The following is a 25,484-nucleotide window of genomic DNA, read 5'->3' as shown; positions in this document are numbered from 1 at the left end:
GCGGTATATAGTCTTGGTCATGAAGACTGTCATCGACCTTGACGACGAACTCCTGGAACAGGCTCGCCAAGAATTGGGGACCAAGAGTAAGAAGGACACCATCCACGCCGCGTTGCGGCTGGTGGCCGAGCGAAGTGCTCGACTGGAGGCGGTCCGGGAGCTGATGGCCATCGATCGTGACTGGACGGACATCGTCGATGACGACAAGACGCCAGCCGTCCGGCGCGACGCGGCGTGAGTAGGCCGACCGGTTTGCTCCTCATCGATACTTCCGCCTGGGCCAGGCTGCGGCAGCCGCTTGTTGCCAAGCGGCTGGAACTGATAGTCGCGGAACGGTTGGCCGCCACCTGCCTGCCCTTGGACCTGGAGGACGGGCGCAGTGCTCGCGATCCTCGGGATGCAATCGCGATCCGTGCCAAGCGGGCCCAACTCATGATCGATCTGCCGATCACTTCTGCCGTCGCGACTCGGGCTCGGGACCTAAGCATCGCCCTGGCGACCCAGGGACACCACCGGGCGGCCAGCCCTGTCGATCTGACCGTCGCCGCGGTAGCCGCCGAATACTCGGCCACCGTCCTGCACTACGACCGCGACTTCGACCTCATCGCGGCGGTGGGAGGACCACGGTCCGAGTGGGTGGCCCCGGCGGGCACACTGTCATAAGCACGCTGCCCGGCGCGGCGGATCGCCACCCCGAGGCACGGCGGTCCCTGGCCTCCGCTAACGTGAAGCACGACTGAGTCGGTAGGTCGCGACCGCGCCGACCGGCACCCGAAATTTCACATCTTCGCCTGGGGGCGTTGAGGTTGTCTGTTACCGAGACGTTGCTGATCTTCGTCGCCATCCCGGCGATCGTGCTGGCGGTGATCTCCGCGCTGTCGCTGGCCGGCCGGGATGGCCAGGCCAAGCGGCGGTACCGGCCGGGTCGGCCCTTCGACTTCACCCCGGTGTGGTTCCTTTCCGCGCCGGAGCAGCTCGCCGAGACGGCCGGGGTGGCCCTGCCCGTCGGCGCACAGGCTCCGGCGCTGACCAGCCGCGAGGTCGAGCACAAGCCGGAGCACACCGCCCGGATCGGCGCGACGGGAGGCGCAAGTGACCGCTGGTGACGTGGCGACCCGGGGCGAGCGCCCCGCGGTTCTCGACGGTCCGTTTACGACCCGCCAACTGCTGCGCATCGACGAGGCGCTGCGGCTGGCGGACCGGGCGACCGGCCTGGTCTTCTCGGTCTACGTCGGCGCCCTCGACGAGCCGACCCGGGAACACGCCGAGCGACTGCATAAGCAGCTCGCCGATCCCGACAACGCGGTGCTGATCGCCCTCTCGCCCAACCAGCGCCAGCTCGAGGTGGTGACCGGCGCCCAGGCCCGGCGCCGGATTCCCGACCGGGACGCCAAGCTCGCGGCGCTGTCCATGGTGGCCGCCTTCGGTGGTGGAGACCTCGCCGGTGGCATCGTCTCCGGGCTCGACCAGCTCGCCAGCCGCGCCGGCAAGGCCGCCGCCGACCGCTGAGCTGACCTGCCGCCGCCGACCCGCCGAGCTGACCCGCCGCCGCCGACGCCGAGCCGAGCCGCACGATGCGGCCGGACGCCGACGGATGTCCGACCGCGATGCTGTCCGACCGCCGTCAGCCCCGGGGCATCCAGGCGGCGGGGATGACGTCGACGGGGAAGGGCCGTTCGACCCGGACGCTGTCGGCCGGTCCGACCGAGGCGAACAGCTCGTAGTGGCCGGCGTCGGCGAGCTGGTAGACGTGGGCCACCGGGCCGTCGTCGGTCCGCTCGATCCGCCAGTACGACTCGATGCCGGCCTCCGCGTACAGGCCCGGCTTGGCGAAGCGGCCGGTGCCGCGGCTGCTCCGGGACTCCACCTCGACAACGAGCGCGACGGACTTCGCCTCGTGCCACTTGACGCCGCGCGGAGCGCCCGGTCGCAGCACCGTGACGTCTGGGATCGCGTTGCTCTCCACCAGGCGGATCCCGATCTCCCGGATCACCCGCCACCCGGCGGGCAGGTCGGCCCGCAGCTCGGCCCGCAGCTCGTCGGCCAACTCGTGGTGGTTGTCGTCGGCCGGAGGGGTCACGACCAGCGCTCCTTTGACGATCTCGTAGCGGTGCCCGTCGGTCGGCAGCGACTCGAGGTCGCGCTCGGCCCAGTCCTGGTCCGGCGGATGCCAGAAGGTCGGTTGCGCCATCGTCACCACCTCTCCGAACTCAGCCTACGACAGGGTGGACCGGTCACGCGTCATCGATGGGTCAGCCAATCAGCAGGGGTGACGTCGACGGGGAAGGGCCGTTCGACCCGGACGCTGTCCGCCGGTCCGACCGAGGCGAACAGCTCGTAGTGGCCGGCGTCGGCGAGCTGGTAGACGTGGGCCACCGGGCCGTCGTCGGTCCGCTCGATCCGCCAGTACGACTCGATGCCCGCCTCGGCGTACAGTCCGGGCTTGGTGATGCGGTCGTGCCGGCGGCTGCTCGGTGATTCCACCTCGACGACAAGCGCGACGTCCTTCGGGTCGGCCCACATCTCCTCGTCCGGGGCGGTATCACGGACCACGGATATGTCCGGTATGACGTTGCCGCCAGGAAGCCGAAGCCCGATCTCGCGGATGGCCAGCCACCCCGGCGGAACGGCGAGGTCCAACGTCAGGCTGGCCCGATGCGCGATCCGGTGATGACCGAGGTCCGCCGGAGGGGTCACGTGCAGGCTCCCGTCGATGATCTCGTAGCGGCTGCCATCGCCCGGTAGATCGAGAAGGTCCTGTTCCCGCCAGCCGTGCTCACGCGGACGCCATTCGTAGACAGGCTGCGCCATCGTCACCACCCCTCCGACAGCCGCCAGCGGGCGGGATGAACCTCCACCGGAAACGGCTGCGGCACCGTCGCCCGGTCGTCCGGGCCGAGCGTCCGGATCAATGCGTAACTGTCGCCCTTGACCAGCTCGTACAGGTGCAGCACCGGACCGAAATCGCCCTGCTCGATCCGCCAGTACGCCTCGATGCCGGCCTCCGCGTACAGGGCCGGCTTGGTGAACCGGTCGTGCCGCCGGCTGCTCGCCGACTCCACCTCCACCACCAGCGCGACGTGCTCGGCATCGAGCCACATGCCGCTTCGTGGCGCACCGGGCCGGAGCACCGTGACGTCCGGGATGAGGTTTCCTCCCGGAACCCGTACGCCGGCCTCCCGGATCACCCGCCATCCGGCCGGCGCGGCGGCCCGCAGCGCCATCCGCACCTCATCGGCAAGCTCGTGGTGTTCGAACCCGGCCGGTGGCGTCATGTGCAGGCCCCCGTCGATGATCTCGTAGCGGTAGCCGTCGGCCGGCAGTGCCCCAAGGTCGTGTTCGGCCCAGCCCCGCTCCGGCGGGTGCCAGAAGGTTGGTTGCGCCATCGTCACCACCTCTCCGAAGTCACCCTACGACAGCGGGGGCGGCCCGCCGGTCCGCCGGCTGCCGCCCCCGCGATCCGTGTCGCGGCCGATCAGCCGGCGGCGCTGGCGTCCCGGGCCCGGGCACGCAACGCGCGGACCACCCCGTCCCGGCCCTCGGCCACCAGCCGGCGCAGCGGCGCCGGGTGCCCGGTCGCCGCCAACCAGGTGTCGGTCGCCGCCACCGTCTCCTCGCTGACCTGGTACGCCGGGTACGCCAGCAGGGCGAACTCCGCCGCCGGTTCGCTGTCCCGCTTGGCCCACACCCGGTCGGCGTCGGCGAAGAACTTCTCCGTGTACGGCGCGATCAGCTCCACCTGGCCCGGATGCTGAAGCCCCTGCAGCAGCGCCCGATGGCGCCAGTTCGGCGGCGCCTCGTCGCCGGTCAACTCGGCCCACACCCGTGCCTTGTTCGCCGCGGTCGGCACCAGCGCCGAGCTGAGCACGGCCTCCCGCTCGCCGCTGCTCGTCCGGTCGGCGGACAACTCGGCCTCGATCTCCGCCGAGCCGGCGGCGCCGTTGGCCACCAACGCCTGCAACACCGTCCAGCGCAACTGGGTGTCCACGGTCAGGCCGTCCGGTACCTCGGTGCCGTCCAGCCAGGAACGCAGCGTCGCCAGGTCATCGTCCGAGCGGGACGCGGAAGCGAAGGCACGCGCCCAGGCCAGCTGGAAGCCGCTACCCGGGGCCGCCGTGCGCAGCGCGGTCGCTGCGGTACGCGCGAGCCCCGCCCAGCCCTGCTCGGCCCAGGCCGGATCGGCGTACATGCTGAGCGCTGCCCCGACCTGGCGCAGGGTCGAGGTCACCAGGTTGATGTCGGTCTCCCGGGGCAGCCCGGCCAGGACCAGCGCCACGTAGTCGCGGGCGGCCAGTTCGGCGTCGCGCACCATGTCCCAGGCGGCGGTCCAGCACAAGGCCCGCGACAGCGAGGAGTCGAAGCCGGCGATGTGCTCGACCACGCATGCCATCGACCGTTCGTCCAGCCGCAGCTTGGCGTACGTCAGGTCGTCGTCGTTGAGCAGCAACACGTCGGCCGCGGGCACCCCGACCAGGTCGGTCAGCTCGGTGGCCGCCCCGGTCACGTCGACCTCGATCCGCTGCCGCCTGGCCAACCGACCGTCGGCCAGGTCGTACAGGCCCACACCGATCCGGTGCGTACGCAGCGTGGGATGGTCGACGGGCGCCTCCTGGCGTACCACCACCCGCTCGTACCGCCCGTCGGCGCCGATGGTCAGCTCCGGACGCAGCGTGTTGACCTGAGCCGTCTCCAGCCACTGGGCGGCGAACTTGCGCAACTCCCGGCCGGACGCCGCCTCCAGCTCACTGAGCAGGTCGTCGAAGGTGGCGTTGCCCCAGGCGTGCTTGTCGAAGTAGGCACGCAGACCCGCGAGGAACGGCTCCGCCCCGACGTACGCGACGAGCTGCTTGAGCACGCTGGCACCCTTGGCGTACGTGATGCCGTCGAAGTTGACCTCGACGGCCTCCATGTCCGGCATCTCGCAGTACACCGGGTGGGTGGAGGAAAGCTGGTCCTGCCGGTAGCCCCAGTTCTTGCGAACGGAGAGGAAGGTCGTCCAGGCGTCGGTGAACCGGGTGGCGTTGGTGTTCGCCCAGTGGCTGGCCCACTCGGCGAACGACTCGTTCAGCCACAGGTCGTTCCACCAGCGCATGGTCACCAGGTCGCCGAACCACATGTGCGCCAGCTCGTGCAGGATGGTGTTCGCCCGCTGCTCGTACTCGTAGTCGGTGACCTGCGAGCGGAACAGGTAGTGCGCCTCGGCGTGGGTGACGCAGGCGAAGTTCTCCATCGCGCCGGCGTTGAAGTCGGGGACCCAGAGCTGGTCGTACTTCGGCAGCGGGAAGCGCACGCCGAACTGCTCGTGGAAGAAGTCGAAACCCTGCTTAGTGATCAACAGGATGTCCTCGGCGTCCAGGTGCGGCGCCATCGAGGCCCGACAGTAGACACCCAGGTCGATGCCGTCGTGGGTCTCCCGCACCTCGTGGTACGGCCCGGCGCACAGCGCCGTGACGTACGTGCTCATCCGCACCGACTCGGCGAAGTGCACCGTCTTCGTCTCGGCGTCGCGGGGCTCCTCGCGCTCCACCGGCATGTTCGAGACCACCCGCCAGTGGGCCGGCACGGTGGCGTGCCAGGTGAAAACACTCTTCAGGTCCGGCTGGTCGAAGCAGGCGAACACCCGCTGCGCGTCGACCGTCTCGAACTGGCTGTAGAGGTAGCTTTCGCCGTCCACCGGGTCGACGCTTCGGTGCAGTCCCTGCCCGCTGTCCGAGTAGCGGAAGTCGGCCTCCACCACGAGGGTGTTCTCGGCGGCCAGCGCGGGCAACGCCAGGCCGCGCTCGGCCGACCAGCCGGCCACGTCGAGCGGCTCGCCGTTCAGCGTGGCCGAGCCCACCCGCGCGGCCGCCAGCTCGATGAACGTGCTCGCGCCGGGTTCGACGCAGCGGAACCGGACCGTGGTGACCCCGCGGAACGTCCGGTCGCCGGAGGTCCGCCCTGCCGCCGACAGGTCGAGGTCGATGTCGTAGCCGAGGACGTCAAGCAGGCGGGCCCGCTCGGTCGCCTCGTCCTGGGTCAGGTTGCGCACACCCGGCACGTGAATCTCCATCCATTTCGATCATGGCGCCCGTCCCGGTCCGGCGACCGCGGACCCGTCCACGGTGACGGGCCTCGTTTGGAGTCTCGCACGGCCGGGCGGTCGCCGGGTGGGGCAGGTCACGGCCAGTTCCCCGGCGGGGACCGGTGCGCGGGGCAATGATCGATGGGATGGGCGGTGGTGGCCGTCCGGCCGACACGCGGAGGGGATTCACCGTGGCAGAGCGTACGACCGTAGATATGTGGTTCGACCCGATCTGTCCCTGGGCCTGGCTGACCTCCCGCTGGCTGCTGGAGGTGGAGCGGGTCCGGCCGGTGGAGGTGGCCTTCCACGTGATGAGCCTGTCGGTGCTCAACGAGGGTCGGGACCTGTCGGAGGACTACCGGAAACTGATGGACACCGGATGGGCGCCGGTGCGGATCTGCGTCGCCGCCGAGCAGCGGTACGGCCCGCGGGTGCTGCGCGACCTCTACACGGCGCTCGGCACCCGGATCCACCCCGCCGGCGAGGAGCGGGGGACGGCGCTGTACGCGGCGGCGCTGGCCGACGCCGGCCTGGACCCGGACCTGGTCAAGGCCGCGGTCTCCACGGAGTACGACGACGCCCTGCGGGCCTCCCACAACGCCGGGATGAAGCCGGTCGGCACCGACGTCGGCACGCCCGTCATCCACGCTCCCGGGCCGGCCGGCAAGCCGGTCGCCTTCTTCGGTCCCGTGGTGACCCCCGCTCCGCGCGGTGCGGAGGCCGGGCGGCTGTGGGACGGCGTTCTCATGGTGTCCGGCACGCCGGGCTTCTTCGAGCTGAAGCGCTCGCGGGACCTGGAGCCGACCTTCGACTGATCCGGCCCCGGCAGCCCACCCCGGATTTCCGCGAACCGCCCGAACCACCTGGCCGTAGTCGATATCGTGTCGCTGACGCATGCGGTGTGGCCAGGACGATCAGGCGTCTCGGCGGCCCGCCGCCGTGGTGTCGGGTGGCGACCCGAGGGAGGCGTTTCATGGGCAAGCACCACCGCACCGCCGAGGACCCGCCGGCCACCGTGGCCGACGCGATCTCCTGCAACCTCGGCGCCGCGTACTGGTCGGTGGACGACTGCGCGTGGTCCACGCTGCGGCCGGGGCTACCCGACGACCTGATCGACCTCCTCGCGCCGCCGATCGTGGTGGGCGCCGTCCCGGTGGCCGCGGTGACGACACCACCACCGACGGTTCCCGCGACGGCAGTGCCATTCACCGTGCCCGTGGCGCCGCCCACGGTGCCGGTCCGGACAGCACAGGTGGGAGGCGTCCCGGGGATCGCCACGCGGATCGGTGCGCCGGGGACCTCGCCGGCGGCCCGGACCCGGAACGTCGGCACCCGGCGCCCACCCGGCCGGCACCGGCGTGCCACCCCCACCGGATAGGAGTAGCGCCGCCGCTCCCGGAAGCCGGGGTATCCGCCACCCGGTCGAGCGGCGCCGGTAGCGTCTGCGGTCATGACGGTCGTGCACCCGATCACCCGGGCCTGGATCACCACCGGCGGCACCGGCGCGCAGAACTACGACGAATTCGCCGACGACGCGGAGATCACCGCGATCGTCGAGGCGAATCCGCACAGCGCGCTCGCCATCGAGATGCCGCACCGGGCGCCGGAGAGCCTCGGTCGGTCGTTCGCCGACGCGCTGCCCGCCGCGGCCGCCCGACTCGCCGAGGCGAAGGCCGACGGCAGCTACACGCCAGCGGAACAGGTGGTCGTCCTCTACCGGATCAGTTCACCGGTGGAGGAACCCGCGTACGGGCTGTGGGCGATGGTGGACACCGACCAGATCTCCACGAGCGCGGACGAGCCGGGCCTGGTCATCCGGAACGAGGACGTCTTCGTGGAGAAGGTACGGGAGCGGGTCGCCCTCGCCGAGGCCGTCGGCCACCTCCTGTCACCCGTACTGCTGCTGCAGACCGGGTCGGGCGCGCGCCTGCACGCCGCGCTCGCGACCGCGACCGAGGCGGCCGGGGCGCCCGCCGCGACCGACGTCGACCAGGTCGGGCGTACCCACGCGATCTGGCTGCTCGGCCCCGGCCCGGCGCAGGAGGAACTGCTCGCCCTGGCCGGCGGCGGTGAGCTGGTGGTCGCCGACGGCAACCATCGCAGCCTGGCCGCGCAGACCGGTGGCCTGACCCGGTTCCTCGCCGTGGTGACCACCCCGGCGTCGGTGGCCATCCAGCCCTACAACCGGTTGGTCGCCGAGCTGACGGTCGGTCCCGACGAGCTGCCGGACCGACTGCGCGCCGCCGGCGCGACGGTGGACGAGCTGGACGACCCGGTCACCGTTCCCGCGCCCGGGGAGCCGGTGCGGATCCGCACCGGCGGCCGGACCTACGCGGTGGGCCTGCCCGCCGGCCCCGGTACGGCGGTGGAGAACCTGGATCATGCCCTGGTCGAGCGGGTGCTGTTGCGCGAGGTGTTGGGGCTGGACCCCGGGGACAAGCGGATCACCTACGTCGGCGGGGACTATCCGGCGAGTTGGCTGGTCGGCGAGGTGGACGCCGGGCGGGCCGAGCTCGCCGTGCTGATCGCCCCGGTGACGGTGGACGACTTCGTCGCGGTGAACCTGGCCCGGCAGAAGATGCCCCGCAAGAGCACCTGGTTCACGCCCAAGGCCCGCGGCGGGCTGGTGCTGGCCGAGCTGCCCGGCTGACCGGTCCTCGGCTGCCGCAACCGCCGGCCGACCGGCCTAGGCGGCGGTTGCGAGTATCCGTCGTGTGACGGATCCGCACCGGGGGATGCCCGGGCGTCGGACCGGCGGTCGGGCTGACAGACTGCGCGGTATGCGCGTCTACCTGGGATCCGACCACGCCGGCTTCGAGTTGAAGGTGCACCTGGTCAACCACCTGGCCAAGCAGGGCTACGACGTCGTGGACGTCGGGCCGCACGCCTTCGACCCGGACGACGACTACCCGACGTTCTGCCTGCACACCGGCATTCGGGTGGTGGCCGATGCGGGCAGCCTCGCCGTGGTGATCGGCGGCTCCGGGAACGGTGAACAGATCGCCGCGAACAAGGTGACCGGGGTCCGGGCCGCGCTGGCCTGGAACGTCGACACGGCACGGTTGGCCCGCGAGCACAATGACGCAAACGTGGTGGCGATCGGCGCTCGGCAGCACACGCTGGACGAGGCGACAAACATCGTCGAGGCGTTCCTCACCGCGCCGTTCTCCGGTGGTGACCGGCACGCGCGGCGGATCGCGCAGGTGGCGGCGTACGAGCGGTCGGGCGAACTGCCGGCGTTGTCCTGACCGCCGGACCGGGCCGCGACTGCCGGACTGCCGACGGCGGTCGCCCGGCAGCGCGGCTCGTCGCGCCCGGATGATCAGTCTCGGCGGCCGGAGCGGGGAAGCTCGTCCCGGGGCACCCAGTTGCGCCGGACCATCGTCAGGTTCGCCTCGGCCTCGGCCAGATGCCGATCGGTGGGCCGGGCCGCGTCCCGGGCGCGCAGCGCGGCTCCGACCCCGACCTGGGACGACCCGGACCCGACCAGGCCGCGCAACCCGCGCTCGCCGTCCCGGTCGTCGGCCGGCGGGCGGCGCCGTTCGACGGACTCGGGGTCGTGCACATCCGCGGTGCTGATCGAGCCGTCGGTTCCCCGACCCGGCGCCGCGCCAGCGGCCGCCGTGCCAGCGGCCGCCGTGCCACCCGGTGCGCCGGCGCTCGCCGATGTCCGCGGGCCCACCGGTGTGCCGGGGCCCGCCGGTGCGCGGGCGCTGGCCGGCCCGGTGGCCATGTCGGTTCCGTTCGCCGCGCCGGTTCCGTGGGCGTGCCGGGACCGCCGCCGTCGCCGCTCGATGTCCGCCATCTCAGAAGACCTCCATCGCCACCGGTCCCGGGTACCAGGCGAATGCGGCCGCCGCCTCGGCGGCCGCACCCGGACGCAGCTCGCGGACCCGGCCCGCGGCGGCCAGCGCGGCCATCGACGGGCCGCCGAGGTAGACCGCCCCCAGGTCCCGGACGTCACAGCTCAGATCGGCGCTGTCCGAGCTGGGCGCACAGCGGGCGTCGTCGGCGTCGCCGGTGAGCCGCCAGCGCCCGGCGTTCTCGGGCAGCACCGGGTCCGACACCTCGATCACCAGGTCCACGGGTGCGGCGTACCGGCGGGCGGCGAGCGCGGCCGGCACGTCGACCACCCGGATCCACAGCCCGTCCAGCAACCGGGCGCCCAACCGGCTGTGCTCGTCGGTCAGGTGCAGCAGCGGCTCGTCCGCCGCCGCGAAATTGAAGCTGACGGTGCGGGTGAGGTCGATCGACAGCAGGAACCGCCAGAGGGCCGCGTACGCCGTGGGCCCCACCGCGGTGATCTCGTCGAGGAGGACGACGCCGCGCGGACCGTTCTCGTCCCAGGCGTTCCTGACGCGGTAGAGGGCGTAACCGTCCGGGCCGTCCGGACTCTCCGACACCACGGCTCGCCGCTCGGTGGCTCCCTCCCGACGACCCTCGATGTCGGCCACCACGAATCGCCACCACCGCTCGTCCCGGCTGGACCGGCCGGGCCGGTGGGGCCGGACCCGCTCGTACACCCCGGCCAGCTCGGGCCACGCGTCCGCCGGGTCGGCGAGGCGCAGCCGCCGGTCGGCCGGCGCCAGGGTGACCTCCCGGGAGTCGACGCGCATCCGCAGGCGCTGGGCCGCCAACCCGTACCCGTACCGGGGATAGATCTTTCCCTCACTGGCCCAGAGCACCGCGACCGGCTCCCGGCCGGCGTCCCGGACCTCCCGTAGCTGCCGGCGCATCAGCTGACTGAGCAGTCCCCGCCGACGGTGCGTGGGCGCCACCCCGACCTGGGTCACATGGGCGGCCGGCAGGACACCGCCGGGCACCGACAGGTGCCGGCTGAACGCGCCGGCGTGCGCGACCACCACGCCGCCCTCGCGGACCAGCAGCGTCCGGTCAGGCTCGTAGACGCCGCGCTCGACCTCCCGCTCGTCACCGTCGTACGTCTGGAGGAAAACCCCGCGCAGCAACTCGTAGATGTCGTCCCAGTCGGCGGCGGAGCCGACCACGATCGGCACTGCGTCGGTCATCCGTCCTGTCTAGCCGACGCGAGCCGGCTTCGGCGATCCTTTTCTCGGGTGGCTACCCTCGAATCTGGGTCGTCGGACCGCGGCCGGGGGCGCCGTGCGGTGATGGGGAGGAAAGATGTCGGATCAGCAACCTCCGTGGGCGGAGCGCACGGTGGAACTGCCGCCCGAGGACAACCCCTACCGCCGTGGCGTCGCATCGGTGGGACGGCCCAAGAACTCCCGTACCGAGCCATTTCCGACGGTGCCGCACGAGCCGACCGGCACCGGCTGGCCCGGCGCCGAGCAACCGGCCGCCCGACGGCCGCTCCGGCACCACCTGGAGGAGTTGCGTCGCGGCGGCGAGTGGAGCGCGGCCGGTGGACTGTTCGCCTTTGTCTGCTGGGGGATCTGGGCGATTTCCGCCCGAGGCGACCTGACCAGTCCCGTCGCGGCCTTTGTCCTCACGCTACTCATCGCGGCCGGACTGTTCGCCCTGACCCGTCTGCTGGGTCGGGTGGTGTGGGAGCGTCAGCTGGGTCGTCCCCGGCGCACCGCCCGGGGTGCCCACCTGTTGACCGGTCTCTTCCTGGCCGGCGTGGGCATCGCGTACCTGCGGCAGACCGACTGGGTGATGTCGGCCTGGCATTGGATCTTCGGCCCCTGAGCGGCGACGAGCTGTGCCCCGCCAACGCGCGTCACGGAGTGGCCCTTCCTGGGCGGCCATGCTCACCCAGCGGGCCGACCCGCCATCCCCCATCCGCGCATTCGGCCAGCAGCCGCGGCAGCGCACCCAGCGCCGCTCGCCAGGCGCCGGGTGCGGACGTGCAGTCGGAGTCGTGTAGCAGCACCGTGCCACCGCCGCCCAGCCCGCTCCGCAGGGTGGCGAGCACTGACGCCGGCGTGGCGTCCCGGGTCCAGTCCCGGCCCCAGCAGGTCCACAGCACCGGCGTAAGCCCGAGCCGCCGGGTCGCCAGCAGCGCCGGACCGGTCAGTACGCCGTACGGCGGCCGGTAGAAACGCGGCGGTTGGCCGCCCACGGAGGCGATCAGGTCGGTGGCCCGGGACAGGTCCCGATAGGTCGAAATCGGATCGCGGCGCAGCAGGTTTGTGTGCTCCCAGCCGTGCACGGCGACCTCGTGACCCGCGGCGACCAGGTCACCAGCCACCTCCGGGGCCCGCGCGACCATCGAGCCGAGGAGGAAGAACGTGGCCCGCACCCGGTGCGCGGCGAGCACCTCGACGAACCGCGGGGTGGACTCCGGGTCGGGACCGTCGTCGAAGGTCAGCGCCACCCGGTCTGCCCGGCCCACGCCGGAGAGGGTGGGGAACAGCCGGAGCCGGACCGAGCGCAGCACCGTGGCCGCCGGCAACGCGTGCGCCAGCCCGGCACCGGCCGCGGTCAGGGCGACCGCGGCCGGACGACGCGTCGGGCGGCCGGGCATTCCCGGGGCTACCCGCCGGAGCCGGATCATCACTCCGGCGCGTCGGTCTTCCGTTCCCGCACCACCGCGACCGGGCACCTGCTGTGATGCAGCAGGTGCTGGCTCACCGAGCCGAGCAGCAGTCCGGTGAACCCGCCCCGCCCGCGCGAGCCCACCACCACCAGTTGGGTGCCCGCGCTGGCCGCGACCAGCGCCGCGGCGGCGTCCTCGGCGAGCACCGTGACCTCCACGGGCACCGTCGGGTACTTCTCCCGCCAGGGCGTCAACAGTTCCTCGGTCGAGCGGCGCTCCGCCGCGTTGACCTCGGAGTAGTCGAACGCGGGCAGTTGCCAGACCGGGGCCGGCGGGGTCCATGTGCTGAGCACCCGGAGCGGGACGTCCCGCCCGGCCGCCTGCTCGAACGCGAAGCCCAGGGCCAGCAGCGCGGTCGCCGAGCCGTCCACGCCCACCAGGACGGGGTCGGACCCGGACCGCGCGGTGGCGGTCTCGCCGCGGACCACCACGACCGGGCAGTGCGCGTGCGTGGCGACCGTGCCGGTGGTCGAGCCCACGAGCAGTTCGGCGAAGCCACCATGGCCCCGGCTGCCCAGCACCAGCAGGCCGGCGTCGCGGGAGAGGTCGCGCAACACGACGCTTGACGGACCGTCGTGCACCGCGCCCCGGACAACCATGTCGGGGTGGTCGGCGGCGACTCGGGCCACCGCCCGGTTCACCAGGGCCTCGGCCGCCCGGCGGGCGCCGGCATCGGGTTGGTACGTGGGCCGGGGGGTGATCGGGCCGGGCAGGTACGCCAGCTCCAGGGCGTACACCAGGGACACCGGCGCCCCGGTGCGCCGGGACTCGTCCAGCGCCCAGCCGAGCGCGGTCTCGGCGCCGGGGGATCCGTCGTAACCGACCACGATCTGCGGGGTCGTCATGGCAGCCTCCTTGAGGTGCGGAGCGGGTGTCTCCGCTCAGCTCCAGCCTCCGTCCGGGGCCGCCGCGGGGGCAGGGACTTCCGACCCGCCCCGAGCCGCCGCAGGTCCCCTTCCGACGGTTCGGGGTGACCGACACTGATCCGGTGCCGTCCCGCTCCCGTACCGTCCGGGTAGAGGACCGACGGCCCGACCGACCGCCGCCGCGGCACCGGCAGCACGCGGCCGGCGCGGTGCGCGTCCCGGCGCGGGCGACGAGCGAGGACAGGTGGGCGAAACGATGAGTGAGCAGACGACCCCGGGCCGAGGCACGGCGCAGATCGGCGTGACCGGGCTGGCGGTCATGGGCCGCAACCTGGCCCGCAACCTGGCCCGCAACGGGTTCTCGGTGGCGGTGCACAACCGGTCACCGGAACGCACCCGCAGCCTCGTCGCCGAGCACGGCGAGGAGGGCACCTTCCTGGCCGCCGAGTCGCTAGCGGATTTCGTCGGGGCACTGGAGCGACCACGGGCCGTGATCGTCATGGTCAAGGCCGGTGCTCCCACCGACGCCGTGATCGACGAACTGGTGCCCCTGCTGGAGCCGGGTGACATCGTGGTCGACTGCGGCAACGCGCACTACGCCGACACCCGCCGGCGGGAGGCGGCGCTGCGCGAGCACGGCCTGCACTTCGTCGGCACCGGCGTGTCCGGCGGCGAGGAGGGCGCGCTGCTCGGGCCGAGCATCATGCCCGGCGGTTCCGCCGAGTCGTACGCGAAGCTGGGTCCGATCTTCGAGAAGATCGCGGCCCAGGTGGACGGCACGCCGTGCTGCGCGCACATCGGCCCGGACGGCGCGGGCCACTTCGTCAAGATGGTGCACAACGGCATCGAGTACGCCGACATGCAGCTCATCGCCGAGGCGTACGACCTGCTGCGGACCGGGCTGGGCGCGGACCCGGCGGAGATCGCTGAGATTTTCCGGAGTTGGAACTCGGGCGACCTGGAGTCGTTCCTCATCGAGATCACCGCGGAGGTGCTGGGCCACGCGGACGCGCGCACCGGCCGGCCGTTCGTCGACATCGTGCTAGACCAGGCGGAGCAGAAGGGCACCGGCCGGTGGACCGTGCAGAGCGCGCTCGACCTGGGGGTGCCGATCACCGCGATCGCCGAGGCGACCTTCGCCCGGTCGCTGTCCGGACACGCCGACCAGCGGGCCGCGGCGGTGGACGCGTTCGGGGACGCCGCCGCGACACCGGCCTGGGCGGCGGACGACCGGGAGGCGTTCGTCGAGGACGTGCGCCGGGCGCTGTACGCCTCGAAGATCGTCGCGTACGCGCAGGGCTTCGACCACATCCTGGCGGGCAGCGAGGAGTACGGCTGGCAGGTTGACCGGGGGCAACTGGCGACGATCTGGCGTGGCGGCTGCATCATCCGGGCCCGCTTCCTGGACCGGATCCGGGAGGCGTACGACGACCGGCCGGAGCTGAGCACGCTGATGGCGGCGCCATACTTCGCCAAGGGCGTCGCGGACGGGGTCCCCGGATGGCGCCGGGTGGTGCTGGACGCGGCCCGGTACGGCGTACCGACGCCGGCCTTCTCGTCGTCGTTGGCCTACTTCGACGCGCTGCGCCGGGACCGGCTGCCCGCCGCGCTGATCCAGGGCCTGCGGGACAATTTCGGCGCGCACACCTACCGCCGGGTGGATGGCGACGGCGCGTTCCACACGCGCTGGGCGGGCGACCGGTCCGAGTCGCCGGCCTGACGGGATGAACCGTCCGGCGTGAACGTACGTCCACGCCGGACGGTTCTACACAGTCTCGATGTTTAATCGATGAGCTCGTCACGCTGGGCCGAGGTAGCCAGAGTGGACGTGACACGCTACCTTCATGGCGCGACTATCGGTGCGCGCGCGCCGTGGCGCGTTCACAAGGGGAGGCCCCCCGGATCGGGGGCTGGAGACAGAAGCGGGGTGGATCCACCTTGGCACAGTTAAGGGCCACGCAGGAGCAGCTCAATCACATGGCCCAGCGCTGCCACGAGACCGGTGAGGGGCTGGCGACCGGCATGGCGCAGTTGCTCGACCGGATCCAGTCACTCGGTGGCGCGGGGATGCGCGGTTCGGCCAACAACGCCCTCCAGGGCGTCTCGGCCGAGCTCAACTCGGGTCTGACCACGATCCTCAACGCGTTGGACGAACTCGCTGGCAAGATCAGCAGTGCCTCCACCCAGTACGGGGTGCAGGACGAGGACGCGGCGAACGAGATCCGGCAGGCCGCTGAGGCCACCGGCAACAGCACCGTCATCGCGGCGCTGCGTGGTTGATCCGACAAGCACCGACGTCGAGAGGTGAGCACCATGGGGAACGGGTACTCCTACAACACGAGCACCAGCGAGATCACTTACAATTTCGGCTCCATCGCCGACGTGGCCACCGCCATCGGCACCTACCAGGGCACGATGAACGGGTCCCTGCAGGACCTCTACAACGACTTCAAGAAGCTCATTGGCGAAAACTGGTCCGGTACCGCCGCCGAGGCGTGCGACGAGGCGCGGACCAAGTGGAACCAGGGCGCCACCGAGATCGAGCAGGCGCTGGGTCGGCTCGGCGTCAAGCTCGGTGCGTCCGCCGACCGGATGCAACAGATCGACAACCAGGTCGCGTCCAGCTTCTGAGTGGCGCGCGGGCGGCATCCGGCATCGCCGGATGCCGCCCGCGTCTCTGGCCCCGTCTTGTGATCATGCACCACGATGTGTGGCCGTTCCGTCACGGATGCGGTGATCGGGGGAGCGCATGGGCGGTCCGGTCGAGGATCGCGGGTTGCCGGAGGGTCACACCGCCGGGGCTGTCCCGGGCGCTGACCAACCTCGACGCCGGGCGGCTGGCCAGGCCGACGCTCAACGCGCCCAACCTGACCGCGCCGAACAACCCGCTCGCCAACCGAACCGGCAAGAGCATGCCAGGAGTGCTCCGGACGGGTGGCGGTCCCGCTCCAACACCCCCGAGCACTCCGTCGATGCCGTGCAGGCAACCGCCGGCACAGGTACGCCCGCCGGGTACGCCGAACACGACCGCTCCGCCGGGAGTCCCGTCGTCGCCGCGTACCGGAGCGCCGGGTCAGAAGGGACCCGGTCAACCGAGCCGACCGGGTCCCTCGCTCGGTGTACGCGGCGGGCCCAAGGCACCCGGTCAACCGGGTCGCCCGCCGGTTGGCGGCTGAGTGCCGCCGCTGTGGATTACCGGGGCGGTCCACCGGAGGCGTCCGACCCGCCGCTCGCGATAATGGGCGGTAGGGGGTGCGTACGCCAATGACCGGTCCTGATCCGACGACCGTCCTGCCGGGCGGTGGGCTCGCGATGAGCGTGGTCCATCCGGGTCCGCCCGCGCTGCGGGTGCGGTACCGCGAGGGAGTGCTGATGACTCCGGCCGGACACCCGGACTGGCCGCTCTGCGCCCGGGCGGTGGTCGAGCTACCGCCGCCGCCAGCCGGGCTCAGCCGGGACGAGGTGCGGGTCGTCGACGTGCTGGCGGCCAACCTCGTGACGACCCGGGCGGCGCGGGAGCCCGACGGGGACCCGCTCTTCGCCGACACCGACCCGTTCACCACACCGGCCGGATGGTGCTGGGCACACCAGGGCGGCGCGCGGCAGGTGGCGCTGGTGCCGATCGAGCTGCATGGCGTGTTCCGGCACGCCGGCGCGGTGGCCACGCTGCCCGTCGGTGGTCGCGGCCTGCGCGGCGCCGGTGCTGGCGCGATCCGTCCCGCGGTGGGCGACCCGGTGCCCGAGGAGATTCTGGACACCCTGGAGCGGGTCCTCGGGTGGCCGTTGCCCGACCGCTACCGTGCTTTCCTGGCCGCCACCAACGGTGCCGGGCCGGCCGCACCCGGGGTGCTGCCCGGCTTCGGATTCATCGCCGACCAGCCGCTGTTCGGCATCGCCCGGGACGACCGGTTCCAGGACCTGTCCTATGTGGTGGGCCTGTTCCGGGATCGTTTCACCGTGGACTACCTGCCGGTCGGTTATGTGCAGGGCGGGTTGCTCGTGGTGAAGGTCTCCGGTGACGACCTCGACTCGGTCTGGTACTGGGACGACGACGATCCCCGGGACCGGGACGCCTACGATGCCGAGGTGATCTGCGCAGAGCTCCTGCACCGGTGCGCCGACAGCATGGACGACCTGTGGGCCAGGCTTGTCGCCGTGCCGGAGCCGCTGGCCGCGCTGGCCGACTCCTGGCTGGTCGAGGGTCTCGCCCGGGAGGTGCGTGACGAGTTCGTCGGCGCCGGCCTGCCGCCCCGGGCGGCACCGCCGTGGCAGCCGGCCGAGCGGTCGGCCGCCGATCCGCTCGTCGCGATGTTCGAGGCACGATGAGCGACGCCGACCTCCCCGCCGGGTACGACCGTGTCCAGTGGACGCCGGCGAACCATGTGGAACGGATGCTGGCTCTCGCGGTCGCACGCGAGGACATCGAGTTGTACGCCGAGATCCTCGTCAACAACCCGTTGTACCTTCCCGGCTTCACTGAGCCCGGCCGGCTGCTGTACACCGACCACGAGGGTGTTCGCCATCTGGTGGTGTTCACCTCCGTCGAGGAGTTGAACCGGGGCGCGGGCGAGGCCGTCGACGGGTGGCGCGGCACCACCCTGAACGAGCTGCGGCAGGCCTGGCCGGATCCGGCGTGGGGCTTGGCGGTCAACCCGTCCGCGTTGATTGGGGTGTATCTCTCGGCGGAGCAGGTATGGGCGCTGTCGTTGCCGGACGAGCCGCCGGTGAGCCCGCGGGACGACACCGAGCGTCTGATGTACGACGGTCTCCTCGCGGAGGACCTGGCGGCCGTGCTGCACTCCCTGGTGACCGCGCGGGTGGAGGTGGCGGTGCGCGGGGCGACGGCCGGGGCGGATCTCCAGTGGATGGTGGAGGACCTCGATGGCGTGGCCACGGTTACGGTGTTCACCGGCGGGCGGCACCCTGGCCCGTCGGTGCTGACGGAGGACCTCGTCACCGTGCTGCGACGGTGGCCACCCGAAGCGGACCAGCTGGCCGTCAATCCCCGCACCCAGCTGAGCCTGCGGTTCTCCCGGGAGCGGATCGAGGGGCTGCTGCGGGCCGCCGGGTCGGTGCGCGATCCTGGGCCACCGATCGGTCCGACATCCGATGTCTCGCCGCCAGCGGCGGCGGCTCCGAACCCGGCGCGGCCGGACCGGCCGGATGACCGACCATGGGCACCGGTGTCCGACGGACCGGAGCCGTCCACACCGGAGATCGGGGCGATTTCCGACATCCTGCGCGGGGACCGGCGCGGCTGACCGGACCGCGCGGATCGTCTAGGCTCGAAGGAGTCGATGCGGTTCGCTGTCGAGGGGCGACACCCGGGGGGAGGAATCGTGGACGAGCGTCCGCAGATGTCTGCGGTCCGCGCCATGCTCGACGAGCTGAAGGGCGCGATGGCGAACATGGGCGAGACCCAGCGCAAGATGCTTGAGGTGACCGGCACCGGGTGGTCCCCCGACCGCATGATCAAGGCGGTGGTCGGTCCGCGTGGTCAACTCGTCGAGCTGGAGATCGATCCCCGGGTCTACCGGACACCCAACTCGAAGGCGCTGGCCGCCTCGATTCTGTCGACCGTGCGGGCGGCGGTCGATGACGCGACCGAGAAGACCAAGGAGATCATGGATGCGACCCTGCCCATGGAGGGCGGAACCGCCATGATCGGAAATGCGAACCTCGTGGACGTGATGCGCAGCCACGACGCCGACCTCGGTAAGGTGCTGGAAGGGGGCGACAGTGGGAAGCTTCATTAGGATCGACGGCGACCCGAACGAGATCCGCGGAACGGGCGCCAAGCTGCGGGCCCTGGCGGAGGCGTTCAGCGGGGACGTCCAGGGCATCGCCGGCCAGATCAGAACGGCCGACAGTGCCAAGCCGTGGGGATCCGACAAGTTCGGGCAGGAGTTCGACGCCCAGTACAACAAGGTCGACAACGGTCAGGTAATCAGCGAGGCCGTGAAGGACCGGATGACGGATGCCGGCGAGCTGGGCCTGACGGCGGGCAACCGGGTGGTTCGGGCGATGGACGGCTACCAGTTGGCCGACCACGACGGCGAGCGGGACATCAACTCGGTGCAGATCTGACCGGCGTACCGGTCAGATCTCCGCTATGCCTGGCCCGCCTTCGAGGAGGCGGGCCAGGCCTTCCTCGACGGTGTCCGCGACATGGAAGTTGGCCGGACCGGCGATGTAGACGTGTCCGTGTTCGTCGACGGCGAGGGCTCCCTGACCGCGCTCCACCTCGCCGACCTGGCATAACCGGACGTCTTCCCGGTCGCCGATCTGCAGGATGCGGCCCGCCCAGGCGTCCAGGTTCTCGTCACCGGTCACCGGATAGATCGCGAAGAAGATGGTGGCCTGCGCCTTGCCCGGCACGCCACCGGAATGTCCGAGACCGCCGAACTCGTACATGAACTCGAGGGCGGTCGGCACGAGAGCGTACGGCTCCCAGTCGTCGGCGTCGTAGTCGTTGTAGATGGGACTGCGGCGGCGCAGCCAGTCGTCGACCTTTTCGCGGATGTCCCGGCCGCAGCGCCACCCCATGTCCAGCAGCATCCGGTTGACCTCGGGCGAGAACCTGGACTCGTCGCCGGTGGGCAGCAGGCCGGACTGCCGCCACCACTCGGCTTCCCGTTCGTCGCGGTCGGCGAGGTATTCCTTCAAGGCGCCCCGCGCCGCGTCGAGCAGGTCCTCCGGGACGGCGGGCGGGCGCTGGGCCGCAAGGATGTGCTGGAGCAGTTCCGGTTCCGGGGCGATCGCGTGCTGGTCAAGGTAGTAGGCCGCGGCGTGTGGCCAGATCCACCGGCCATCGGTGCGGTACTCGGCGCGGACGGCGAAGTGACGCTCGGTGGCGATCATGTCGCGGCCGTAGGTCGAACTTGTCCTGACGAGTGTCGCGCCGGTCAGGTAGTCAAGCACCCGGCGCCGGGTATCCGGATCGTCCAGACTTCCCCATGGCGCGATCACCGTGTCTGCCTTGCCCGGAGCCTCGTCGAACACTTTGGCGAATCGGAATCCCGCGACCTGCCGGGGCCCCAGGTCCGGGATGCGGCGCGGCGGCCCGGCGCCCGGTACCGAGAGCCTTTCCTCCCGCTGGTTCGCCACCGCTGACCTCTCGCCTCGTCACCGTCCTGACCCTACCGCCCATGGACGCATCCCTTCGTGCGGCCAGCGCACGACGTCGAGAGTGGATCGCGAGCCGTGGCGGTGATGCTCTAAGGTCGGGCCGTAGCCGTGCGCCCGATGGGGAGGTGGCGCGCGTCGACGCGGGGGAGGGGACCAGTGGGCGGCAGCGTCCTCGACGACAGCTGGGCCGAGACCGCCCTCGAAGAGCTGCGGCAGTTCTTCCTCGAGTGCGACAAGTACATCCCCACCAGCTTCGACGTGTTCTCGATGATGACCCAGATCCCCGAGGCACGTCAGGGGGACGTCTACGACCTCGCCGAGCTCTACCAGCAGGCCGCGGAGAAATACCACAACCATCTCGACGAGATCAACGGCTACCTGAAAGACCTGCAGGTGTGGCAGGGCGACGCCGCGGCGCAGGTCGTCCGCACCGAGTTCGACCAGTACATGAAGGAGCTGGCCAGCAACGCGGAGGTGCTGGCCGGCATGGGCGAGATGACGCACGAGGGCGCCGTCGGCTTCGAAACCATGAAGTGGATGGCGATCGTCAACCTGCTCTTCCTGGCGTACGCGCTCGTCCAGTGCATCGCGCTGATATGGACCGGTGTCGCTGCCGCGGGCATCCCCGCCGCGATCACCGCCGCCCGCTTAGGAATCATGAAGGCCGCCCAGGCGCTGTCGGCGAAGATAGCGACGCTCGGTCTGCGCAAGGGCCTGCTGGAGGCGGGCAAGATCAGCACCCGGGCGGCAGCCCAGGCCGGCGCCGCAGGTCTTCGGGCCGTTCCCGCCGGCTTGCGGGCCACCCCCGGTGCACTCCGGTCCGGGTTGCGGTCCGCGGGCACCGGATTCTCCAACGCCGGGCAACGATTCGTCGCTGGTGGCTGGAGGGGCATCGCGAGGACCGCCGGGGTGAGCGGGCTGAGGTTCGGCGCGATAAACGCCGGGATCCAGGGTGGCATCACCGGCATCATGGTCCTGGAGGGCAACGTCCCGCTCAACCAACGGACCCTCCTCCAGTTCGGGATGGGCACCATCGACGGATTCGTCACGGGGGCGCTGGGCGGCCCGCTCGCCCGGCTACGACCGGACATTGTCACGATGTCGGTGGCGTTCGGCGTCGGGCAGGTCGGCGACAACGTTTTCCAGATGGGTCGCGACAAGCTGTTCCTCCAGTTCGCGGACGAGGCGAGGCTCCGGGAACTCGGCATCTACAGCGGCATGACGAGCGACAACCTCATGAAGGATGTCGGGCCGTCCATCCTCCAGGAGATCGCCACGGAGTCCGGTGGTGCCTTCCGGCGGGGCCGCGCGGGGCTCAGCTTCGAGGGCGGATTCCGGAACCTGTTCGGCAACGACCGGGCCCCGGCGCCGGCCGTCGACCCGGCGTCGGCGCCGGACCGAACGACCGCGCCAACGCTGACTCCCTCGGCGCTGCCCGGCGTCGCACCGGGGATGGGGGCGACAGGTGCGGGACCCGCCCCCTCGACCCAGGCCGGTCCGTCGACCCAGGGTGGTCCGTCGACCCAGGGTGGTCCGTCGAGTCCGGCCACCCAGTCCGACCCTGGCGGTCGGGCCGACACGACCAGTCGGCCCGGTGATCACACCAGCTCCGGCGAGCGGGATGGGGCGGACCAGGCAACGCCGGGCACTGGCGGACAGACGCACACAAGCGAACCGGCGCGAGCCACACCGGAGCCGGTCCGGGCGTCCCCGGAGCCCACCGCGGGCGGCGATCCGCCCACGGCGACCCGCGACACCGACGCCACCCCGCCATCGACCACGTCCTCCGACGCCGGTGCCGGGTCGCAGCGTGGCCCGGACGTCACCAGGCCGGACGGGGGCGACCGATCCGGGAGCGACTCCAGTCCATCGGTCGTGGTCGGCGAATCGACGACCCCGGACGCCCGGACCAGCGGTGGGGGCACTCCGTCGGCGGACGCTGGGCCCGGTACGGCCGAGCCGACCCGGACCACGACACCGGACGGCACCAGGAGCGTCGATCCCGTGGTGGGTACCCGGACCGGCGAGACGACCCTGCCGGACGGGCCGCCGCCCGATCCCACCGCGATCAGGCCGGGGCAGCCTGACCCGACGCTGGCGGATCCCACAGCCACCCGGACGAGCGGGCCGGACCCGACGCTGGCGGATCCGACCGGCACCCGGACGAGCGGGCCGGACCCGACCCTGACGGATCCGACCGGCACCCGGACGAGCGAGCCCGATGCCACCATGGCGAGTTCCGACCGGGCCGGGACAGCGGACGGAACCCGCTCGAACCCGGCGTCCCCGCTGGCGGACCACGGGATGGCCGGACGTGACGGCGGACCGGCGCGGACGGCCGATCCGGCTCATCGGCAGCCGGACACCCCCCGGCCGGACCCCGGAAGCGGATCGCGGGACGGAGGCACCCAACGCGGCGACAGTTCCTCCGGACGTGCTGACCGGTCCTCGACCGGGATCCGGGACGGATCCGGTGGACGAGACGCTTCCCCGACGCCGGACACCACCCGGACGCCGGACAGCACCCGGACCACGGACAGCCTGGCCAGGCCGGACGATGCCACCATGCCGGACGGGACGCGTACGTCCGACGGCGCCGCACGGGCCGATGGCGACGGCTCCCGAGACGCGGACCGTGCGCCCGACGGGCCGACTCGGGCCGACGATGACCGAGCGTCCGGCCAGCCCGGGCAGCGGGATGCCGACCCTCCGCCGCCGGACGACGGAGACGGTTCGGGCCGGCCGGATGACGCCGACCCGGAGCCGAGCGCCAGGCCCGACGGCGACCGTACGGACGATGGCGACGGCTCTCGTGACGATGGCGACGGCGGCGACCCCACGCCGGACGCCGGTGACCGTGGCGGCGACCGTGCGGAGCCGCGGTTCTGGGAGTGGAAGAAGAAACTGGCACTGGCCTACCAGCACGCGGCGGCGATCGGGTTGGCGGCCCCGCAACGCCTGGGCGGAATGGGCATGCCGGCTCGGCTGAACGCCGACCTGGTCCAGCGGGCCCTCGACGCCAAGCCCACCAACTGGTACGGCCGGCGTCTGCAGGAGTTCATCAAACAGCACTACACCCGGGTGGACGAGCAGAACGTCCGGCGCCCGCTTACCGACAGCGAGATCACCGCGAGGACCCGGGAGCTGCTGGGTGTGCCGACTCCAGAGGAGACCGACACCCGGGATCCCGAGTCTGCCCGGGATCCCGAGTCTGCCCGCGATCCCGAGGCACGGCGGACCGACGATCCGGCTCCCACGCGTGGAACTCCCCCCAACGACGAATCGCCGTCCCGGCCACGGGACTCGCGGGCGACGAACCCCGACACGGGGACGCGGTCGCCGGAGCGGGACGGTGCGACGCGGTCGCCGGAGTCCGACGGCTCCCGGACCCGCGACGGCTCAGCGGACCGCTCGGCCGTCGACCCGGACGGCACGGTCACCGAACCGGATCGGGTCCGTGACGGCGACCTGGTGCACACCGCCAGCCCGATCGCGGACACCGGGTTCGTACCGGACGGTCGGCCGCCGGAGTTCCCCGACCTGACTCCCGACGAGGTGCGCCACGCCGCCTTCGGTGTCTCGCCGAGCGACTTCGGATCCAGCTTCGTCCGGGCCGTCTACGCCGATGGCCTCTTCGTCCGGGTGGACACCGTCGACGGCCGGACCCACCTGTTCCGGCCCGAGGTCGGCCATGGCCAGACCAACGTGTCGGAAACCACGGTACGCAGCGGCACACCGGACGACCCCCACGTCGTCCGGGTCAACAGCCGCGTGGCCCACGAGCAACTCGCGCGTACCTTGGTGCACGAGATCAGCGAGACGCTGCAGATGCACGCGGCGGCGACCAACCGGGTGGAACCGCAGGGCCTGGTCCGTCGGATCGCCGGCCGGCTCGGCCGACTGCTCGGACTCACCGAGACACCGGTCCGAGCGCCGGTGGCGGACACGGACCCGCACACCACAGCCCGTCTGGACGAGCGTCGCCACCTGCTCGTCGAGTACGGCCGGACGGTCGACCCGGCGGAGCGGCAGCGGCTGTACCAGGAGCTGCGTGGCCTGGACCGCGATCTGGTGGCGCTGGGCTACCAGACGTCCGGGCTGCCGGCGGTAGCTCGACCGGACGGAACTGTGGTTGACACGTCGCCGTCCGGACCGGTCATCGGCCGGTCTGTGACCCCCGACGCGCCGGAGCCGGACTCCACGGACCGCGAGTTGGCCCCCAACGACCAGTTCTGGCGAGACCCGCTCTGGGAGCGTCAGGGGCGGGAACCATCCCTGGACGAGCTGATCCCGGAAAGCAGCGCCGAGGTCGCCCGGTGGGAGCAGTCGATCCGGGACGCGTTCGTCCGGCAATTCGACGGCCGTCCGTTCGGCGACGGCTACCAGCTCCGCGTCGCGAACAGCGCGGATACGGTACGGATCCACCCGCACATGGTCTCGGTCCACATGACGGTGTGGCATCCCGACCATGGCGCGGTGGGCACCGTGGAACGGCGATTCTGCCGTGACCCCAGGGCCGGGGACCTCTTCGTCCAGCACTGGAAGCTGCACATCAACCCGGACATGCAGGGACAGGGCATCGCCCGCCAGCTCAACCTGATGATGGAGGACCTGTACACCGCCTCCGGCGTGAGCCATATCGAGTTGCGCGCCGCCATGACGGTCGGTGGCTACGCCTGGGCCAGGGACGGTTACGACTGGGCAGACGAGGGCAGCGCCCGCCGGGTGTTCGACAGGCTGGCCGCCGAGCTGCGGGCCCTCGGCGATGACCTGGCGACGCTGGAGCGGTGGGCGGTGGGTGACCGGGGTAGCCACGGTGATCCGGTCGGCGCGCGGGACGTCGAGACCATTCTTCGTCGGCACGGCGCCAGCACCGTGGACGAGCTCGTCGACGACCTGCGCCGGCAGC

The 25,484-nt window shown here is 71.8% G+C and carries 27 protein-coding genes (1 of these 27 only partly in view); 17 read left to right on the top strand and 10 right to left on the bottom strand.

Features of this window, described 5'->3' with window-relative positions; all coding sequences use genetic code 11:
• Nucleotides 1-19: 19 nt before the first annotated feature.
• The 4 genes from ACFQUZ_RS21045 to ACFQUZ_RS21030 all read left to right on the top strand — a co-directional run bounded on the left by ACFQUZ_RS21045 (nt 20) and on the right by ACFQUZ_RS21030 (nt 1,509).
• On the top strand, nt 20-238 hold the full coding sequence (locus ACFQUZ_RS21045; protein WP_377444861.1) for a type II toxin-antitoxin system VapB family antitoxin: 219 nt from the start codon (nt 20-22) through the stop codon (nt 236-238).
• Nucleotides 235-663 carry a PIN domain-containing protein gene (locus ACFQUZ_RS21040; RefSeq protein WP_377444859.1) on the top strand — a complete coding sequence of 143 codons (429 nt, stop codon included), beginning with the start codon at nt 235-237 and terminating at the stop codon, nt 661-663. The genes ACFQUZ_RS21045 and ACFQUZ_RS21040 overlap by 4 nt, the downstream gene beginning before the upstream one ends.
• Before the next feature lie 161 nt (nt 664-824).
• Nucleotides 825-1,106 carry a hypothetical protein gene (locus ACFQUZ_RS21035; RefSeq protein WP_377444992.1) on the top strand — a complete coding sequence of 94 codons (282 nt, stop codon included), beginning with the start codon at nt 825-827 and terminating at the stop codon, nt 1,104-1,106.
• Nucleotides 1,093-1,509: a DUF5130 family protein gene (locus ACFQUZ_RS21030; protein WP_377444857.1), complete on the top strand. Its 417-nt coding sequence runs from the start codon at nt 1,093-1,095 to the stop codon at nt 1,507-1,509. Before ACFQUZ_RS21035 ends, ACFQUZ_RS21030 begins: the two co-directional genes overlap by 14 nt.
• A gap of 115 nt (nt 1,510-1,624) precedes the next feature.
• On the opposite strand, the gene ACFQUZ_RS21025 is transcribed toward ACFQUZ_RS21030, so the two are convergent.
• From ACFQUZ_RS21025 to pepN, 4 genes are all read right to left on the bottom strand, one after another.
• Nucleotides 1,625-2,191 (bottom strand): Uma2 family endonuclease, encoded by a 567-nt coding sequence (locus tag ACFQUZ_RS21025; protein ID WP_377444855.1) that lies wholly within the window; start codon nt 2,189-2,191, stop codon nt 1,625-1,627.
• 50 nt (nt 2,192-2,241) lie between these two features.
• Nucleotides 2,242-2,811 (bottom strand): Uma2 family endonuclease, encoded by a 570-nt coding sequence (locus ACFQUZ_RS21020; RefSeq protein WP_377444852.1) that lies wholly within the window; start codon nt 2,809-2,811, stop codon nt 2,242-2,244.
• 2 nt (nt 2,812-2,813) lie between these two features.
• Nucleotides 2,814-3,386 (bottom strand): Uma2 family endonuclease, encoded by a 573-nt coding sequence (locus ACFQUZ_RS21015; RefSeq protein WP_377444850.1) that lies wholly within the window; start codon nt 3,384-3,386, stop codon nt 2,814-2,816.
• 89 nt (nt 3,387-3,475) lie between these two features.
• Nucleotides 3,476-6,028, bottom strand: coding sequence for an aminopeptidase N (pepN, locus tag ACFQUZ_RS21010; protein ID WP_377444990.1), 2,553 nt, complete (start codon nt 6,026-6,028; stop codon nt 3,476-3,478).
• 224 nt (nt 6,029-6,252) lie between these two features.
• Between pepN and ACFQUZ_RS21005 the strand changes: the two genes are divergently transcribed.
• From ACFQUZ_RS21005 to ACFQUZ_RS20990, 4 genes are all read left to right on the top strand, one after another.
• Nucleotides 6,253-6,876 (top strand): disulfide bond formation protein DsbA, encoded by a 624-nt coding sequence (locus ACFQUZ_RS21005; protein ID WP_377444848.1) that lies wholly within the window; start codon nt 6,253-6,255, stop codon nt 6,874-6,876.
• Between the two features lie 158 nt (nt 6,877-7,034).
• Nucleotides 7,035-7,439 (top strand): hypothetical protein, encoded by a 405-nt coding sequence (locus tag ACFQUZ_RS21000; protein WP_377444846.1) that lies wholly within the window; start codon nt 7,035-7,037, stop codon nt 7,437-7,439.
• Nucleotides 7,440-7,511: 72 nt separating this feature from the next.
• Nucleotides 7,512-8,711: a DUF1015 family protein gene (locus ACFQUZ_RS20995; RefSeq protein WP_377444844.1), complete on the top strand. Its 1,200-nt coding sequence runs from the start codon at nt 7,512-7,514 to the stop codon at nt 8,709-8,711.
• A gap of 130 nt (nt 8,712-8,841) precedes the next feature.
• Nucleotides 8,842-9,309, top strand: coding sequence for a ribose-5-phosphate isomerase (locus ACFQUZ_RS20990; protein WP_377444841.1), 468 nt, complete (start codon nt 8,842-8,844; stop codon nt 9,307-9,309).
• 74 nt (nt 9,310-9,383) lie between these two features.
• On the opposite strand, the gene ACFQUZ_RS20985 is transcribed toward ACFQUZ_RS20990, so the two are convergent.
• Entirely contained in the window at nt 9,384-9,866 is a 483-nt protein-coding gene (locus ACFQUZ_RS20985; protein WP_377444839.1) for a hypothetical protein, read from the bottom strand.
• Nucleotide 9,867: 1 nt separating this feature from the next.
• A complete protein-coding gene (locus tag ACFQUZ_RS20980) occupies nt 9,868-11,088 on the bottom strand; it encodes a GNAT family N-acetyltransferase (protein ID WP_377444837.1) in 1,221 nt (406 codons plus the stop codon).
• Between the two features lie 115 nt (nt 11,089-11,203).
• Here ACFQUZ_RS20980 and ACFQUZ_RS20975 point away from each other — a divergent pair, with 115 nt between their 5' ends.
• Nucleotides 11,204-11,731: a hypothetical protein gene (locus ACFQUZ_RS20975; RefSeq protein ID WP_377444835.1), complete on the top strand. Its 528-nt coding sequence runs from the start codon at nt 11,204-11,206 to the stop codon at nt 11,729-11,731.
• 31 nt (nt 11,732-11,762) lie between these two features.
• Here the strand turns inward: ACFQUZ_RS20975 and ACFQUZ_RS20970 are convergent, their stop codons facing one another.
• Both ACFQUZ_RS20970 and ACFQUZ_RS20965 read right to left on the bottom strand, forming a co-directional pair.
• Nucleotides 11,763-12,539 (bottom strand): polysaccharide deacetylase family protein, encoded by a 777-nt coding sequence (locus ACFQUZ_RS20970; RefSeq protein WP_377444833.1) that lies wholly within the window; start codon nt 12,537-12,539, stop codon nt 11,763-11,765.
• Nucleotides 12,539-13,426, bottom strand: a complete 888-nt coding sequence (locus tag ACFQUZ_RS20965; RefSeq protein WP_377444831.1) for a universal stress protein — start codon at nt 13,424-13,426, stop codon at nt 12,539-12,541. Before ACFQUZ_RS20965 ends, ACFQUZ_RS20970 begins: the two co-directional genes overlap by 1 nt.
• Nucleotides 13,427-13,703: 277 nt before the next feature.
• On the opposite strand from ACFQUZ_RS20965, the gene gndA reads away from it, so the two are divergent.
• The 3 genes from gndA to ACFQUZ_RS20950 all read left to right on the top strand — a co-directional run bounded on the left by gndA (nt 13,704) and on the right by ACFQUZ_RS20950 (nt 16,078).
• Nucleotides 13,704-15,167: an NADP-dependent phosphogluconate dehydrogenase gene (gndA, locus tag ACFQUZ_RS20960; protein ID WP_377444829.1), complete on the top strand. Its 1,464-nt coding sequence runs from the start codon at nt 13,704-13,706 to the stop codon at nt 15,165-15,167.
• Nucleotides 15,168-15,385: 218 nt separating this feature from the next.
• Nucleotides 15,386-15,727: a WXG100 family type VII secretion target gene (locus ACFQUZ_RS20955; protein WP_377444827.1), complete on the top strand. Its 342-nt coding sequence runs from the start codon at nt 15,386-15,388 to the stop codon at nt 15,725-15,727.
• A gap of 33 nt (nt 15,728-15,760) precedes the next feature.
• Nucleotides 15,761-16,078 (top strand): WXG100 family type VII secretion target, encoded by a 318-nt coding sequence (locus ACFQUZ_RS20950; protein WP_377444825.1) that lies wholly within the window; start codon nt 15,761-15,763, stop codon nt 16,076-16,078.
• 91 nt (nt 16,079-16,169) lie between these two features.
• On the opposite strand, the gene ACFQUZ_RS20945 is transcribed toward ACFQUZ_RS20950, so the two are convergent.
• Nucleotides 16,170-16,361: a hypothetical protein gene (locus ACFQUZ_RS20945; RefSeq protein WP_377444824.1), complete on the bottom strand. Its 192-nt coding sequence runs from the start codon at nt 16,359-16,361 to the stop codon at nt 16,170-16,172.
• Between the two features lie 350 nt (nt 16,362-16,711).
• Here ACFQUZ_RS20945 and ACFQUZ_RS20940 point away from each other — a divergent pair, with 350 nt between their 5' ends.
• The 4 genes from ACFQUZ_RS20940 (at nt 16,712) to ACFQUZ_RS20925 (ending at nt 19,534) form a co-directional block, all read left to right on the top strand.
• Nucleotides 16,712-17,773, top strand: a complete 1,062-nt coding sequence (locus tag ACFQUZ_RS20940) for an SMI1/KNR4 family protein (RefSeq protein WP_377444822.1) — start codon at nt 16,712-16,714, stop codon at nt 17,771-17,773.
• Entirely contained in the window at nt 17,770-18,708 is a 939-nt protein-coding gene (locus ACFQUZ_RS20935) for a hypothetical protein (protein WP_377444821.1), read from the top strand. The genes ACFQUZ_RS20940 and ACFQUZ_RS20935 overlap by 4 nt, the downstream gene beginning before the upstream one ends.
• Before the next feature lie 78 nt (nt 18,709-18,786).
• Nucleotides 18,787-19,203, top strand: a complete 417-nt coding sequence (locus tag ACFQUZ_RS20930) for a YbaB/EbfC family nucleoid-associated protein (protein ID WP_377444820.1) — start codon at nt 18,787-18,789, stop codon at nt 19,201-19,203.
• The gene (locus tag ACFQUZ_RS20925) at nt 19,187-19,534 is read left to right on the top strand and encodes a hypothetical protein (protein WP_377444818.1); all 348 of its coding nucleotides are present in this window, start codon (nt 19,187-19,189) and stop codon (nt 19,532-19,534) included. The genes ACFQUZ_RS20930 and ACFQUZ_RS20925 overlap by 17 nt, the downstream gene beginning before the upstream one ends.
• A gap of 12 nt (nt 19,535-19,546) precedes the next feature.
• Here the strand turns inward: ACFQUZ_RS20925 and ACFQUZ_RS20920 are convergent, their stop codons facing one another.
• Nucleotides 19,547-20,449: an SUKH-3 domain-containing protein gene (locus ACFQUZ_RS20920; protein ID WP_377444815.1), complete on the bottom strand. Its 903-nt coding sequence runs from the start codon at nt 20,447-20,449 to the stop codon at nt 19,547-19,549.
• 282 nt (nt 20,450-20,731) lie between these two features.
• On the opposite strand from ACFQUZ_RS20920, the gene ACFQUZ_RS20915 reads away from it, so the two are divergent.
• Nucleotides 20,732-25,484: the start of a toxin glutamine deamidase domain-containing protein gene (locus ACFQUZ_RS20915; RefSeq protein ID WP_377444813.1), read on the top strand. The gene runs 23,723 nt beyond the window's last position; the window shows 4,753 of its 28,476 coding nt (coding positions 1-4,753); it begins with the start codon at nt 20,732-20,734; its stop codon lies off the right edge, out of view.

The organism is Plantactinospora sp. GCM10030261, from assembly GCF_042666615.1.
Classification (GTDB): domain Bacteria; phylum Actinomycetota; class Actinomycetes; order Mycobacteriales; family Micromonosporaceae; genus KBS50.
The sequence above is the reverse complement of the archived record's forward strand: the minus strand, read 5'-3'. Positions and strand labels throughout refer to the sequence as shown.

What these genes read in the sequence shown, in the direction of transcription:
- ACFQUZ_RS21045 (WP_377444861.1), top strand. Translation starts at nt 20, where the DNA reads ATGAAGACTGTCATCGACCTTGACGACGAACTCCTGGAACAGGCTCGC.
- ACFQUZ_RS21025 (WP_377444855.1), bottom strand. Translation starts at nt 2,191, where the DNA reads ATGGCGCAACCGACCTTCTGGCATCCGCCGGACCAGGACTGGGCCGAG.
- ACFQUZ_RS21020 (WP_377444852.1), bottom strand. Translation starts at nt 2,811, where the DNA reads ATGGCGCAGCCTGTCTACGAATGGCGTCCGCGTGAGCACGGCTGGCGG.
- ACFQUZ_RS21015 (WP_377444850.1), bottom strand. Translation starts at nt 3,386, where the DNA reads ATGGCGCAACCAACCTTCTGGCACCCGCCGGAGCGGGGCTGGGCCGAA.
- ACFQUZ_RS21000 (WP_377444846.1), top strand. Translation starts at nt 7,035, where the DNA reads ATGGGCAAGCACCACCGCACCGCCGAGGACCCGCCGGCCACCGTGGCC.
- ACFQUZ_RS20995 (WP_377444844.1), top strand. Translation starts at nt 7,512, where the DNA reads ATGACGGTCGTGCACCCGATCACCCGGGCCTGGATCACCACCGGCGGC.
- ACFQUZ_RS20990 (WP_377444841.1), top strand. Translation starts at nt 8,842, where the DNA reads ATGCGCGTCTACCTGGGATCCGACCACGCCGGCTTCGAGTTGAAGGTG.
- ACFQUZ_RS20985 (WP_377444839.1), bottom strand. Translation starts at nt 9,866, where the DNA reads ATGGCGGACATCGAGCGGCGACGGCGGCGGTCCCGGCACGCCCACGGA.
- ACFQUZ_RS20980 (WP_377444837.1), bottom strand. Translation starts at nt 11,088, where the DNA reads ATGACCGACGCAGTGCCGATCGTGGTCGGCTCCGCCGCCGACTGGGAC.
- ACFQUZ_RS20975 (WP_377444835.1), top strand. Translation starts at nt 11,204, where the DNA reads ATGTCGGATCAGCAACCTCCGTGGGCGGAGCGCACGGTGGAACTGCCG.
- ACFQUZ_RS20970 (WP_377444833.1), bottom strand. Translation starts at nt 12,539, where the DNA reads ATGATCCGGCTCCGGCGGGTAGCCCCGGGAATGCCCGGCCGCCCGACG.
- ACFQUZ_RS20965 (WP_377444831.1), bottom strand. Translation starts at nt 13,426, where the DNA reads ATGACGACCCCGCAGATCGTGGTCGGTTACGACGGATCCCCCGGCGCC.
- gndA (WP_377444829.1), top strand. Translation starts at nt 13,704, where the DNA reads ATGAGTGAGCAGACGACCCCGGGCCGAGGCACGGCGCAGATCGGCGTG.
- ACFQUZ_RS20950 (WP_377444825.1), top strand. Translation starts at nt 15,761, where the DNA reads ATGGGGAACGGGTACTCCTACAACACGAGCACCAGCGAGATCACTTAC.
- ACFQUZ_RS20945 (WP_377444824.1), bottom strand. Translation starts at nt 16,361, where the DNA reads ATGCTCTTGCCGGTTCGGTTGGCGAGCGGGTTGTTCGGCGCGGTCAGG.
- ACFQUZ_RS20940 (WP_377444822.1), top strand. Translation starts at nt 16,712, where the DNA reads ATGACCGGTCCTGATCCGACGACCGTCCTGCCGGGCGGTGGGCTCGCG.
- ACFQUZ_RS20935 (WP_377444821.1), top strand. Translation starts at nt 17,770, where the DNA reads ATGAGCGACGCCGACCTCCCCGCCGGGTACGACCGTGTCCAGTGGACG.